Source organism: Anaerocolumna sp. MB42-C2 (assembly GCF_030913705.1).
Lineage (GTDB): Bacteria > Bacillota > Clostridia > Lachnospirales > Lachnospiraceae > Anaerocolumna.
The window spans coordinates 3715518-3729165 of sequence record NZ_CP133190.1 but is presented as its reverse complement, the minus strand read 5'-3'; the positions used below and the strand labels follow the sequence as shown (position 1 = coordinate 3729165).

The following is a 13648-nucleotide window of genomic DNA, read 5'->3' as shown; positions in this document are numbered from 1 at the left end:
TAACGACTTATACCAGGAAAATTCGTCCTAGGACTAATTTAAATATTTATTAATAACATCCCAGATATTTTCTTTTTCAAGGCCAAGTTTCCAACAGGCAATCCCTGCCACATTGGCTTTATTAATAAGTTTTAACTTTGTTTCAATAGAATCTTCCTCTTCCAGCCATATTTTATAAGTAGCTCCATCTTTCTCATACTCTCCATAATATTGTCCGGTTTGGTCATCCCATTTTGCTGATGCTCCGCTATCTTCAAGCAATGCTTTCGCTTTACTCATTCCATAAGCTTGGGAGGTAACGGTAATATTACCGCTTTGATCAGGAGTCTCTTTCCACATTCTTGTGTAAAAAGGAATACCTATAATAACTCTCTCACCAGGAACCATTTTAAGTATATTATTAATCGCATTATCTACAAATCCAATAGAAGCTACGGACCCGCTTTCTTCCGATCCACCGTGATGCTCATCATAAGCCATTATAATTACATAATCGGCTACCAAACCTTGTTCCTCCCTGTCATAATACGCCGTATAACTGGTGGGAACATAATTATCTATAGATAAAACGATCCCATTATTCCTGCACATTACGGATAGTTCACGAATTAATTCTATATAATCATTACCCGATTCAGAAGATATCTTTTCGAAATCAATATTAAGACCGTCAAGCTTATATTGTTTTGCAGCATTTATTAAATTCTGAATTAATTTTTCTCTGCTGGATGTGTGGGAGAGTATATCGGTCATACTTATCTCTGTACTAAAATCGTCCACCAGACCCCAAACCTCAAGGCCAAGGGTATGTGCCTGTTTTACATAATTTTCGTCTGCAAGGGATGTAATGGAACCCTCATTGTCTGATATCTTAAACCAGGTAGGTGATACCGTTGTAACTCCCTGGGTTTTTGCTATAAGATTACTCAGATTGTTATTTGCATCCCTATTGGTGACCTGATGCCACACCAAATTAATATCTCCCTCTTTCTTAATGTGGGTATATTCAGGTGCTTTATAATCACTTTTTAATGTATCATAATAAGACTTTTCCACACGATTATTTTTCACATAACCAATGATACCATCCGCTGTCATAACCTTGCTAAAACCGCTTTTTAATACTTCATTAGGATCAACATAGGTCAATGACTGGTCTGGTTCTAATTGTACCAGAATATCGCTTTTAATACTTGGCTCATATCTTAGCTGGGTAGCTTTCTTAACTTTTGTAGCTAAATAATCTCCATATTGATATTTAATAACAATCCGGTTGGGATCTTTATAATATTCGTATGACATGTCCGAGTACTGTTTTACAAAATCTATTGCAACATAAACCGCATTATCTTTTAATACCGCAATGGGATAATCAGATTTCTTTTTCTTTTCATTTATATAATAAGAGGAACTGTCCGCCTCAGTTTTAATAATTTCCGTTGGAGTGGTATAACTTAGAATATTTTCATTAGAATCCCAATAAAACCTTTTATTTAATATCCCGTTTATCGTATCAAAATCAAGATAAATTGTTTTGTCCTGCAGGTAAGCTTTTTTCTCGTATATCTGATTTTGCATGATTACCATAACTTCATTCTGATCTAATTTATAATATTCGGATAAATCCATTACTTTATCACTTGGTGTAATTTTCTTGATCATAGCGGCACCTATGATCACAATAATGATAACCAATGCAATGGAAGTACCGATTATTGTCTGTTTTGTTCTTCTATCCATACTTATCCTCCTGGTCTAATATAGAGTACTTTTTATTTGTACTTTTACACCTTTTCTATTATAGCATTGAATTTATGCACAGTCATTATTTAAATCGACTTTTTTTTATTTAAATATTCATATCTCTTAAATCGAGTTAAAATTTAGTCAGCTTTTCGCGAAATTTATCCTATGGAAAATAAAACACAACATACAATTACTATAAAAAGGGCTATCGCAAAATTTAAGATATAGAAACCTCTTTCTAAACGCAAGTTCAAGATCTTAAGATTTTGCAACAGCCCAATTATTCAGAGTATTTTATTTGTTTATTTGTTCTGTCTTACGTATTGAGGATACCTTATAACAGACCCATTACTATGTATTTTTCCCAAACATTTTGTTTTAAACAAATTGGTGCACACGACAATTTATAGTTACGAAATTTACTATTTGGATAAGAAGGCCATTTGTGATATGTTATACTTACCCGAAACATTTGCTTAAAATAAAATTACTACTCTTTTTTTTCTAAATAATTCCTTACTGGTTAAAAAGTTTTTGAAAATAATTAATTGTTAAGACTGATAAAAGAAATGGATCAGGTTCATAGGGAACTGCATAAACTATTCGTTGCAGTTTTTTTGAAACTCTGTTTACCGTGGTATTATCTGTAAAAGGAATAACATAAACCCACTGTTCATTATTTTTAATGTGTTTTGCATTTTCTATAAACTGTCTCATTTCATGCTCTTTCCAGACTGACAGGCTGCTGACCACTATTTTTTTATCACAGCGCAAAAACTCACTTCTATTTTTTACCATATCTGTTCCCAGATCCAGTATGATGCAATCGTATTGATCTCCTATGATCTCCGGTATACCCTGCAGGTTTCTTTTCTTATAGAAAGTCACCCTGTGAATTGTGAAAAAATCAAGGTTCTGTAAATCCCCGTCAGGAGCATAGAAGTGCTGGTGTAGGTATGGAAAGTCATCTCTTAAACCACATTCTAAAAAGGCAGTTTTGAGTCCCAGATACTCACTGAAATAATTACTAAGCATAATTCCAAAATGAGTGACTCCTGCTCCGGGATGTGTTCCCATTAATCCTATTATGAATTTCCCCTGAACTTTCTCTTTTTTTATTTTTTTCATTAAAATAGGTTCGCTCTTCATAACTGCTCCTGTTTTCTCAGATCTTTAACAGACTTTTTATAAAGTCATTAAGATAATCATTATTTTTTTGCATAAATGGATCCGGTTCATATGGTATACGATAACAATTAAGCTTATCCATATGTTTTATGATTTTACCAAACTGATTCCCATCTAAAAAATTAAATAAGTACTTTATATCTTCCTGCTTATTTAAAAGACGTATAACTTCCTCCGTATTCGCTAATTCCCACTCTTTCCCCCCGGATATAATTAACTTTATATCTGCTTTTAAATAATCCTGCAGATTATTTGAATCCAGACATCCATAATCCATAATCGTTACCGGATAATCATTTTTATTAATGAGTAAATTCAAAGAAAAATTAGGAAGTATGTTACAATTAAAAATTTGACAGATATCATCTTTTGTCTTTATATTCTGATACCTGTTTAGAATTTCAGATATGTGGTTAGAATCGTTTATTTCCATATAGAGAGCCTTATTAATATATTTATTATAATAAGCTGTGATAAGAATAGACAGATGTGTCACACCTATTCTGTGCTGGGTTCCTGCTACTGCAATACTTACGGATTCCTCGTCTTTTGACTTGCGGTTAATTTTTTTGTGATTTATTTCTAATAGTTTATTTTTTAGTACAGATACGGAAGAGTATCTTAAAAAGGAATGATGCCTGAGACATTTACCAATAACAGACTGCAGGGATTTTGATAACTTTTTTATGTATCTCTTCTGATCTCCCATTGTATGCTTCCCATCATAGGATATTCCTGCCGCCATATAATAGATCAACGCACCAATCCCATAAACATCCGTTCTCTCATCCGGTATCTTACCAGTATATAATTCCGGTGCGGCGAACCCTTTCGTTCCCAATGAAAACTTTCGTTCCGTTACGTTGTTTTTAAAAACAGAGGCTCCAAAATCAATGAGTTTTACCACATTGTCAGAAATAATAATATTCTCCGGTTTTAAGTCTAAATATAAAATTGGATTATTAATGGAGTAAAGATACTGTAATAAATCACATATTTGTATTGTAAATTGCAGGATAAGATTTTCTTTTAAGTGTCGATATTGTTGTCTGAATACTTTTAAAGACATACCCTCGATATACTGTTCTATGATATAAGAGTTAAATTCATCCTCTTCAAAATCATATATAACAGGTATACAAGAATGTTTAAGATTTTTAAGAATGTAAGCTTCGTTAAGTAATTGTTCATGTTGGATATGATTCTTACTGATACGCTTAATTGCTCTAAGGGTTTTTAATTTAATATGTTCCGCTAAATATACCTCCGCACTACCCCCGCGTCCCAACAATTTAATAATTCGATATTTCTGAAACCATATCTGGTCTGACATTATCTCCTTTCTTATTAGAATAAATCCTATAACTTATGACTTTTTTCCGCTTAAATCAATGGAGTAATCCTGATATTTATTATACAATATAACAACTTCCTGCACAACCATTTTCCTTTCGACGGTTTCACCAAAGTTTTCTTATTTATTTGTTAATATTGTTAATAAGCTGCTCTGTCATATTATGGGAAATGGAGTAAATATTTAATAAATCTTTCATAAATAATCATATTGACTTTATTTCGCATTTAAATTATACTTTGTTTACAACATAGCTAAAGGTGTTACTTTACCTTATTTTAAAGCATGTTGCAACTTTTAATCTATTTATTCCAGGCCAGCACATAGTAAAGGATGTGATTCTATGAAGATAGAGAAAATTAGTGACCGCCAAATTCGCTGTACTTTAAGCAGAGATGATTTAGTAGATCGTGAATTACGTATTAGTGAGCTCGCTTACGGAAGTGAGAAAGCAAAGGCCTTATTTCGAGATATGATGCAGCAGGCAAATTATGAATTTGGTTTTGAAGCAGAGGATATTCCCTTGATGATAGAAGCCATTCCGGTTTCGCCTGAATGTTTAATTTTAGTAATAACCAAGGTTGAAGATCCAGACGAATTAGATACTCGTTTTTCGAAGTTTTCACCGGATACGGATGAACATGAAGATTTATATGAAGACGAAGCAGATGATTCTTATGCAGATGAAATAATAAATTGTTTTGGTCAGATGGATGACTTAATGGGTGAGAATTCAGAGGAAGAAAAAGATGATTTCGTTCCCCTTGCTGAAGCATTATCTATTAATAAAGAGGATACTCCGGAGGAGGATTCATCCAGTCAGAAAAGTGTTTCATTTCAGACTAATTTAGTAAAAGTATATTCTTTCAAATCACTGAATGAAGTTACGAAATTATCAAGCGTAATATCTGCTTATTATAAAGGGACTAACAGTTTATATAAAAATTCTGTTAACTCCATATACTATCTAATCATTACAAAATCCGACCATTCACCGGAGGAGTTTAATAAAATCTGTAATATTATTTCTGAATACGGAAGAACAGAACGTACTACTTATGCAAGCCCTTATTATTATGAAGAACATTACGAAGCAATTATAAAGAATAATGCAGTTCAGATACTGGCAACTTTATAATCATCAAAAATAAATAATTGACCTTATAACACGAGGACCTCCGCCAGTGACGGAGGTCTTTCTTATTTCATAGGTAAGTTCTACAAACTGTACTTACCCTGTTTCGGAAAGATAAGTTCCTAAACACAAAACAGCCCGGAATAAGATATTCCGGGCTGTTATTATTAATTGTGAAATGCTATCAGCACCACTTTATTATTGTTTTGTACCAAGATATTCGTTAATTGTTCCTAATAATTGATCTGCATCCATTCCATGTACCATAGCAGCTTCTTCTAAGGATTCACCCTGAGAGGAAGGACAGCCTACACAATGCATACCGGATGCCATTAAAATAGGGATGATACCTTGATCAACTCTGATAATTTCACCAATTGTCATGTCTTTTGATATTTGAGCCATGTATATACCTCCTTACGTTTATTATAAACGATTATATTTATTTATATGTGAACTCTTTCATTATAATCTAAGTTATAAATCCCGTCAAGGGTTTAATTAAACACACACCCTCACTGATTGGTATCTTTGTTACTGTTTACTTCCAATGTATCTTTCATTCATTCTATCCGGTAATAAGCGAAGCAAACCATTTCTATGCGAGTGAGCTTCTTTGTTGCAGTCACAAATTACATAATATGACATATAATGACACTGTAACAAATAATCTTTATAAATACTAAGATACTGACTAAAAAATCAGTGGATTTAAACTTCGTATCTACTTATGCCGCTGTATTTATCAACTGGTACATTATTAAATCCACAAAAATTTTTTATTACTAATTGGTGAGGGGTTTATTTATTACTGTTCACAGGCAACAAACGCGACGTGTTTTTTGTGAGTGTATTGTCACAGAAAACCGGAGAATTGCAGCGTAGGAACGCTGCCTCCTCGTTTTGTGTGCATCGCGAAGTCTGTTATTGTTCGCGGAACTGCTGTTTTTTACAGGGGAGTGAACAGTAATGTTTATTTTGTTACAAGAAACGTCCTGCTTTTATGTAGGTATGGTCTTTCGAATCGCTTAATATGAATATATAAAGCAAAGAGAGGAATGATTATGAATGCCATCATTAAGCCTGGCACCTATAGGTGCCACCTTTGTATCCAGTATTTTTCCAACAACTAATTTTTCATCCGACCCACTTTTGCTGGTAGGTACGGATCCATTATATCAGACAACGGTAAGTTATCTTAGGTTTGCTTTGCCTATACTACCTGTTACAGCTGTCACAGCCGCAGCTCTCGTACTTTATGTGGAAGATAAAACAGGTATTACACCCAGCCCTATAGAGGTAAACAGAGTACTAACCCCATTTGATACACAAACAGTTACTTACATTACTCAGCCACTATCTGTGCCCACCGGTAAAATTATTAACATCGTTCCCTGCGATATCCAAGGATTTGTCGCAATAGATCTCACTGATGTTGTGAACAATTGGATAAACGGAATTTATCCTGATTATGGTCTCGCTTTGTTAAATACTGACGGATTAACCGTGGTGAGATTCGGAAGCGATGATGCAGATATTCCATTTTCACCTTTATTGGTTATCTATTATGGAGAAGATATTGGTCCAACCGGACCTACTGGTCCTACTGGTCCTGCCGGTCTGACTGGTCCTACTGGTCCTACTGGCCCTGCTGGTCTGGCCGGTCCTACTGGTCCTGCTGGTGATACCGGTCCGACTGGCCCTGCTGGTCCTGCCGGTCCTACTGGCCCTGCTGGTCTGGCCGGTCCTACTGGTCCTGCTGGTGATACCGGTCCTACTGGCCCTGCTGGTGATACCGGTCCTACTGGCCCTGCTGGTGATACCGGTCCTACTGGCCCTGCCGGTCTGGCTGGTCCTACTGGTCCTGCTGGTGATACCGGTCCGACTGGTCCTGCTGGTGATACCGGCCCGACTGGTCCTGCTGGTGATACCGGTCCTACTGGTCCTGCTGGCCTGACTGGTCCTACTGGTCCTGCTGGTGATACCGGTCCGACTGGTCCTGCTGGTGATACCGGTCCGACTGGTCCTGCTGGCCTGACTGGTCCTACTGGTCCTACTGGTCCTGCCGGTGCCGGTGCCATTATACCCTTTGCATCAGGAGGTCCAGCTATCCTCACTACCATAGCCGGTGGCTTAGTCGGTACCACAAGTCTTATTGGTTTCGGTAGTTCAGCAACCGGCATCAGCCTTGTCGGCGGAACTATAGATCTTACAGGCACAGTATTAGGGCCGCTGATCAATTTTGCTTTTTCATCTCCTCGTGCAGGTACGATTACTTCAATTGCGGCATACTTCAGTAACACGGTGGCTCTTGCATTAGTTGGTACTACAATAACCATTACAGCACAGTTATATAGTTCAGATACACCTGATAATATTTTTACTGCAATTCCCGGTGCTGTAGTAACCTTGGCTCCGCCACTTACAGGTGTAGTCTCTCTGGGAGCAATAAGCAGCGGTATTACGACTGGCTTGTCAATTCCGGTCACTCCCGAAACCAGACTGTTACTGGTTCTTTCTGCAACTGCAGACGGCTTAAATTTGATAAATACTGTTACGGGTTATGTAAGCGGAGGATTAACAATTGAATAATTATAGCCAAATCATACTTGCTTCAAATAGCTAATCGATATATTATATATATTTGATTAACGGGACAGGAGCTGCCACATAGAGTATACTTATCTCTATGCGGCAGCTCTTGCTTTCTTTATTTAGGATATTAATGCTGACCAAAGAGGATTAATATCTAAATTGAATACATAGTATTCTGGCAATATGTTTTTTTCAAAGGTACAGCCTGAAATTTATATAGATTTAACTTGTATTATATCTGATTTTATATTAAAATAATGAAGAAAACTAAATAGGAGGTACATAATTATGGCATATAAAATTTCTGACGAATGTATTAGCTGCGGCGCTTGTGCAAGCGAATGTCCAGTAGGAGCTATTTCCGAAGGCGCAAGTCATTATGAAATCGACGCTGATGCTTGTTTGGATTGTGGTGCTTGTGCAGCTACATGTCCAACCGGTGCTATTGAGGCTTAATATATTCAAAACCCAGGGGCTGAATAATGGATCAAATCCAGCGGATTTAATTCATCATTCAGCCCCTGATTATTTTACTTTTTTGAAAAAATTCCTTTTTTCTTTTTCAACCGCTCAATCTTTGCTGCTGCGAATTCGGCACGTCCATTTTGTAATTCACGCAAAGTCCGGTCAAATTGTTTAAATCTCTCTTCTTCCCTTTCTTCTTTCATCCTTAGTAAAAAGTCCATTTCCTTAATTACACTTTTCGTTACCACATCACTCACGGAATCCGATAATACATCATTATTGTCCCTGATAGCATCTGTAATCAGACTATTCATAATTGTTTTAAACTGCTCCAGTTTATTAACAGATTTTTCAACAATATCGTCCTGTTCGCTTTCCCTCGTTCCATGAACAGACAAGGAAGCCTGATTGCTTTCTCCCACAATAGCATCCATATACTTTTTATCCCATTCCTGTTGCATCTTCTCTACTTCCTCTTTATCCAAATTGCTTAGTTTTTGAATTTCCGGCAAAAGCATTTTTATCGCACGCAGCTGGTACCCTTTTTCTTTCAGGATTTTAACAGCCTTTAAGACCTCTATATCCTCTTCCCTATAATATCTGTGCCCCATTTCATTTCTTAGTATATGTAAATCTAACTCTTCCTCCCAATATCGTAATGTATGCTGTTCAATATCAATTCTTTTTGAGGCCTCTGATATCATATATCGAGTTTCGCGCATAGCTCTTCCTCCTCTGTTAATTGTAATATTTTTACACTTCTTTAATTATATCACAGCAATTTATCATTGCAATACACTGACATTACTTTCTCAATTAACTTGTCGACAGCGATTGGCAGAAGCTTGTCCGGCTCTCCACCCCTTGACATAATCCAACGGCAACCACCAAAGTGCAAAGTGCCAGTCTGTTGACCTTTTAAATCAGAGTCGTAGTGCTTTTGTATAATAGGTGAGTTCGGATTACTACTACGAGAAAGAGTCTGGTTTACCAGACTCTAGCGCTGACGCGCTGTCACTTTGGTGACAATCTACCCCTTGCGTGTCATGTGCATCCTGCCAGTCGGGCTTTTTATTTCATAGGGAAGTTCGGAGAACTTTCCTATGAAATAAAAAAAGCTCTTTCTTAATATAAGTTAAGAGCATTACTCACTCGCTTATATCAAAAATAGAGCTTCTACCTGGTTGTTAGAACAGGATAGGTAATATAACCAAAACTTTTTAAACATATATCTACAGATATTAATTACCTGGTCTTTCCAGGTTGGCAAATTTTGTATATTGTGATAACCAGGCTAGTTTAACCGTACCGGTAGGACCGTTTCTTTGTTTACCAATAATAATTTCAGATATTCCTGCTTCCTCCGAATCATGATTATAATAATCATCACGGTAGAGAAACATAACAATATCGGCATCCTGCTCAATTGCACCTGATTCCCTAAGGTCGGATAACATTGGTCTTTTATCGGGACGCTGCTCAACAGCACGGCTTAACTGTGACAATGCAACAACCGGAACACTTAATTCCCTTGCAAGCCCTTTTAAGGAACGGGAAATCTCTGAAATTTCCTGCTGTCTGGATTCTGATTTTTTTCCGCCGGTCATTAACTGTAAATAATCTATGATTACCAGCCCCAGATTGTGTTCCAATTTAAATTTCCTGCATTTAGACCGAAGTTCACTTATGGAAATGCTGGAAGTATCATCTATAATCAGATTAGAATTACCGATAACCCTTGCACTTTCCACCAGCTTCAACCAATCGTCATCACTTAAATCACCGGTTCTCATAGATTGGGAATTCACCTTAGAGTGCATGGACATGATACGTTTTACCAACTGGTCCTTGGACATTTCCAAGCTGAATATAGCGGTAGTTACATTATTTCTTAATACTACGTGTTCTGCAATATTTAAAACAAAAGCAGTCTTACCCATAGAAGGTCTCGCAGCGATTAAGATTAAATCTGATGGCTGCAGACCCGCTGTTTTATAATCCAAATCATAAAAACCTGTGGCAACACCGGTTACACTTCCTTTATTCCTTGCGGCGGCTTCAATGCTCTCCAGGGATTTAAATACAATATCTTTTATACCAACGAACTCACCGGAATTTCGCTTCTGAAGGATATCAAACATCTTCTTCTCCGAATCTTCCAGAATCGTCTCTAACTTTTCTTTATCCAGATAACATTCATTTGTAATAGATTCTGTTACTTTTATTAATTGTCTTAATGTTGATTTCTCTTTGACAATGTTTGCATAATACCTGACATTGGCTGATGTGGGAACGGATGTAATCAGATCTCTGATAAATTCAAGACTACACAATTCCGACGGTACGTCTTTTTCTTTTAATTTATTCTGAAGGGTAATTAAATCAACCGGCTTGCCCTCATTAAAAAGTTCAAGCATGGCATCAAACAAGACACCATAACGATTTTCATAAAAGTCTTCCCCGGTAATTAACTCAGATGCTGCCACAATCGCATCCTTATCCATTATCATGGATCCGATTACCGATTGTTCCGCTTCTGTACTATGGGGAAACACCTTTTTTATAAATGCCTCATCCATTGCCTTTCCTCCTTATATCCCCTTTATTGCTCACTTACCTTTACTTTAAGTTCTGCAGTCACCTGGGGGTGGAGTTTTACAGGAACCGTATGAATTCCGATTGTCTTAATAGGCTCCGGAAGATGTAATTTTTTCTTATCTATATCGATACTATATTGGGCTTTCAGTGCTGCTGCAATTTCTTTTGAGGAAATGGAGCCGAACGTTCTTCCGCCTTCTCCTGCCTTAATTTTAACCTCCAGTGTTTTTGTCTCCAGATTTTTACCTAAAGCCTGGGCTTCTTCCAATAATTCCTTTTGTTTTTTATCTTCTGCTGCTTTCTGCAATTTTAAATCATTTAAATTTTTTGCATTAGCCTCTAACCCTAATTTTTTCGGTAATATAAAATTTCTGGCATAGCCATCACTTACATTTACTAATTCACCTTTTTTTCCTAAGGCCTTAACATCCTGTAATAAAATAACCTGCATATCTATTCTCCTTTCAAATAACTCCTATAATTCTCCTTCTTGTTTCATAGCAGACAGTGTTTCTTTTAAATACTGAATTGCTTCCGCCAGAGTAGAATTAGTAAACTGGGCACCCGCAACACTCATATGCCCTCCTCCTCCAAGCCGTTCCATAATCAGCTGTACGTTTACTTCATCGATAGAACGGGCACTTAAATATATTTTATCATTAAATTCAGTAAATACAAAAGTTGCGCGAATATTAGTAATATTTAAAAGTTCATTGGCTACCTGTGCCCCCAAAACTGTTGGACTGTTAATTCCATCACTGGAACACACTGTAATTGCAAAATGATCCAGATAAACTTCTGTTGCACTGACCGCCTCTGCTTTAGTTTTGTATTCGTCCATATCACTGCGGAACGCTTTGCGGATACGGGTAACATCCGCACCATTACGCCTTAAAAATGCTGCTGCTTCAAATGTTCTTACACCGGTTTTGGTAAGAAAATTATTGGTATCAATCATTACACCGGCATACATGGCATCTGCTTCCACCTGTTTTAATCTCAGCCCATCCCCGATATACTGAAGGATTTCCGCTACCATTTCGCAGGATGAGGATGCATATGGTTCAATATAGGATAATACTGCATTTTCAATTGCTTCCCCGGTTTGACGGTGATGATCCAAGATAACTATGGTTTTCGTTAAAGACAAAAGTTCCTTGCATTCCGTATAGTTAGGTCTGTTTACATCTACGATAACCAAAAGTGTGTTATTATCAACCACACCCATTGCCTGATCGCTTTTCAAAAACATATCTTCTTCATAGTCCGGATTATTAATAAACCTGGTCATTAACGGGCGGACGGAAGTAGTTACTTCATTTATTACGATATGTGCTTTTTTATTTAAAGTTTTAGCAATACGATATATACCGATTCCGGCTCCAAAGGAGTCTACATCTCCAATGGCATGTCCCATTATTACTACCTTATCTTTCGCTTCAACAAATTCTTTTAAGGCATGGGCTTTCACTCTTGCCTTTACCCTTGTACTCTTCTCAAGCTGTATACTCTTACCGCCATAATAGAGAAGTTTATCTCCCTCTTTTACGACAGCCTGATCACCACCCCTGCCCAAAGCTAAATCAATGGCTGCTCTTGCATATTCATAACTTAACAGATAAGAATCCGTATTTACACCAAGACCGATACTGATGGTAACAGACATTTCATTTCCGATATTTACGGCTCGTACTTCCTCTAACAGGCTGAATTTACTTATTTGCAGCTGCTGCAGATATTTTTGTTTAAACATAAAGATATATTTATCTTTTTCGAGCTTTTTGACGATTGCATCAATACTCTGCATATACTTATTAATTTTACGGTCAACTAATGCAATTAATAAGGAACGTCTTACTTCATCTATACTTTCTAAAGCTTCTTCGTAATTATCGATATATAAAAGCCCGGTAATCATCTTCTGCTCGTAATTTTCACGAATCAGAGTCTTATTCTCCGTTTCATCATAGAGATACATGGCAATCAGCGTATTGCAGTCGTTTAACCCCATTTCATCTTCCTGATATTCAAATGGTGCGCTGTCAGAAAAATCAACAGCAATTATTTTTCTTAAAATAATCTTATAATAACTGTTATTTCTTGCTGATCTTACTGTTTTGTCCTGCATATCCTTTGGCAAAACCGCAGCAGTGATTTCAGGAAATATGTTGGTTATCGACTTACGTGCTGTTTTTTCATTCTCAATGATATCCAGGAATTCATTATTGCCCCATAAGAGTCTTCCCTCGTAATCCAGAATCGCATAAGGTAATGCCATCTCTTTTAATAATTGTTTTTGAACCTGACCATAGTCAGCAGCATAGCGGATTAAATCACCTATTATAACAGGTCTTTTAAAAAAGTACAAAAGCATTGCCACCACGATATACACGATTAAGAATCCGAACATTACTAATCCGGCTTTCTCATCTATTAAGTATATAGACAGATTCATACCTGCCAATAGGATTGACAGCATAATCGGCCAGCGCAGATATGCTTTCAACGCTCCTTTTACTTTAATGTTCCTTTTCATTCTCCCATGCTCCTTATAAAATCTATATCGT

11 protein-coding genes are annotated in these 13648 nt (G+C 36.7%); 3 read left to right on the top strand and 8 right to left on the bottom strand.

Annotation, left to right across the window (positions count from 1 at the left end; genetic code table 11):
• Positions 1–33 precede the first annotated feature (33 nt).
• The 3 genes from RBU59_RS16550 to RBU59_RS16540 all read right to left on the bottom strand — a co-directional run bounded on the left by RBU59_RS16550 (position 34) and on the right by RBU59_RS16540 (position 4267).
• Entirely contained in the window at positions 34–1740 is a 1707-nt protein-coding gene (locus RBU59_RS16550; protein WP_308143613.1) for a glycosyl hydrolase family 18 protein, read from the bottom strand.
• 522 nt (positions 1741–2262) lie between these two features.
• Positions 2263–2895, bottom strand: a complete 633-nt coding sequence (locus tag RBU59_RS16545; protein ID WP_308143612.1) for a hypothetical protein — start codon at positions 2893–2895, stop codon at positions 2263–2265.
• A gap of 16 nt (positions 2896–2911) precedes the next feature.
• The gene (locus RBU59_RS16540; protein WP_308143611.1) at positions 2912–4267 is read right to left on the bottom strand and encodes a serine/threonine protein kinase; all 1356 of its coding nucleotides are present in this window, start codon (positions 4265–4267) and stop codon (positions 2912–2914) included.
• 364 nt (positions 4268–4631) lie between these two features.
• Between RBU59_RS16540 and RBU59_RS16535 the strand changes: the two genes are divergently transcribed.
• Positions 4632–5426, top strand: coding sequence for an adaptor protein MecA (locus RBU59_RS16535; protein ID WP_308143610.1), 795 nt, complete (start codon positions 4632–4634; stop codon positions 5424–5426).
• Positions 5427–5621: 195 nt separating this feature from the next.
• Here the strand turns inward: RBU59_RS16535 and RBU59_RS16530 are convergent, their stop codons facing one another.
• Positions 5622–5828 (bottom strand): DUF1858 domain-containing protein, encoded by a 207-nt coding sequence (locus RBU59_RS16530; RefSeq protein WP_308143609.1) that lies wholly within the window; start codon positions 5826–5828, stop codon positions 5622–5624.
• Between the two features lie 663 nt (positions 5829–6491).
• Between RBU59_RS16530 and RBU59_RS16525 the strand changes: the two genes are divergently transcribed.
• Together RBU59_RS16525 and RBU59_RS16520 are read left to right on the top strand one after the other, a co-directional pair.
• Positions 6492–8015 carry an exosporium glycoprotein BclB-related protein gene (locus RBU59_RS16525; protein WP_308143608.1) on the top strand — a complete coding sequence of 508 codons (1524 nt, stop codon included), beginning with the start codon at positions 6492–6494 and terminating at the stop codon, positions 8013–8015.
• Positions 8016–8306: 291 nt separating this feature from the next.
• Positions 8307–8474 carry a DUF362 domain-containing protein gene (locus RBU59_RS16520; protein WP_308143607.1) on the top strand — a complete coding sequence of 56 codons (168 nt, stop codon included), beginning with the start codon at positions 8307–8309 and terminating at the stop codon, positions 8472–8474.
• Between the two features lie 74 nt (positions 8475–8548).
• On the opposite strand, the gene RBU59_RS16515 is transcribed toward RBU59_RS16520, so the two are convergent.
• The 4 genes from RBU59_RS16515 to RBU59_RS16500 all read right to left on the bottom strand — a co-directional run bounded on the left by RBU59_RS16515 (position 8549) and on the right by RBU59_RS16500 (position 13617).
• Positions 8549–9205, bottom strand: a complete 657-nt coding sequence (locus tag RBU59_RS16515) for a helix-turn-helix domain-containing protein (RefSeq protein WP_308143606.1) — start codon at positions 9203–9205, stop codon at positions 8549–8551.
• A gap of 519 nt (positions 9206–9724) precedes the next feature.
• Positions 9725–11062, bottom strand: a complete 1338-nt coding sequence (gene dnaB / locus RBU59_RS16510) for a replicative DNA helicase (protein ID WP_308143605.1) — start codon at positions 11060–11062, stop codon at positions 9725–9727.
• 23 nt (positions 11063–11085) lie between these two features.
• Complete coding sequence (gene rplI, locus RBU59_RS16505) at positions 11086–11532, bottom strand: 50S ribosomal protein L9 (protein WP_308143604.1); 447 nt, start codon at positions 11530–11532, stop codon at positions 11086–11088.
• A 24-nt stretch (positions 11533–11556) separates the two neighbouring features.
• Positions 11557–13617, bottom strand: a complete 2061-nt coding sequence (locus RBU59_RS16500) for a DHH family phosphoesterase (RefSeq protein WP_308143603.1) — start codon at positions 13615–13617, stop codon at positions 11557–11559.
• Positions 13618–13648: the final 31 nt, after the last annotated feature.

Excerpts from the sequence above, each read along its gene's own strand:
- RBU59_RS16525 (WP_308143608.1), top strand. The coding sequence starts at position 6,492 with ATGCCATCATTAAGCCTGGCACCTATAGGTGCCACCTTTGTATCCAGT.
- RBU59_RS16535 (WP_308143610.1), top strand. The coding sequence starts at position 4,632 with ATGAAGATAGAGAAAATTAGTGACCGCCAAATTCGCTGTACTTTAAGC.
- RBU59_RS16545 (WP_308143612.1), bottom strand. The coding sequence starts at position 2,895 with ATGAAGAGCGAACCTATTTTAATGAAAAAAATAAAAAAAGAGAAAGTT.
- RBU59_RS16540 (WP_308143611.1), bottom strand. The coding sequence starts at position 4,267 with ATGTCAGACCAGATATGGTTTCAGAAATATCGAATTATTAAATTGTTG.
- RBU59_RS16500 (WP_308143603.1), bottom strand. The coding sequence starts at position 13,617 with ATGAAAAGGAACATTAAAGTAAAAGGAGCGTTGAAAGCATATCTGCGC.
- RBU59_RS16530 (WP_308143609.1), bottom strand. The coding sequence starts at position 5,828 with ATGGCTCAAATATCAAAAGACATGACAATTGGTGAAATTATCAGAGTT.
- RBU59_RS16550 (WP_308143613.1), bottom strand. The coding sequence starts at position 1,740 with ATGGATAGAAGAACAAAACAGACAATAATCGGTACTTCCATTGCATTG.
- dnaB (WP_308143605.1), bottom strand. The coding sequence starts at position 11,062 with ATGGATGAGGCATTTATAAAAAAGGTGTTTCCCCATAGTACAGAAGCG.
- rplI (WP_308143604.1), bottom strand. The coding sequence starts at position 11,532 with ATGCAGGTTATTTTATTACAGGATGTTAAGGCCTTAGGAAAAAAAGGT.
- RBU59_RS16515 (WP_308143606.1), bottom strand. The coding sequence starts at position 9,205 with ATGCGCGAAACTCGATATATGATATCAGAGGCCTCAAAAAGAATTGAT.
- RBU59_RS16520 (WP_308143607.1), top strand. The coding sequence starts at position 8,307 with ATGGCATATAAAATTTCTGACGAATGTATTAGCTGCGGCGCTTGTGCA.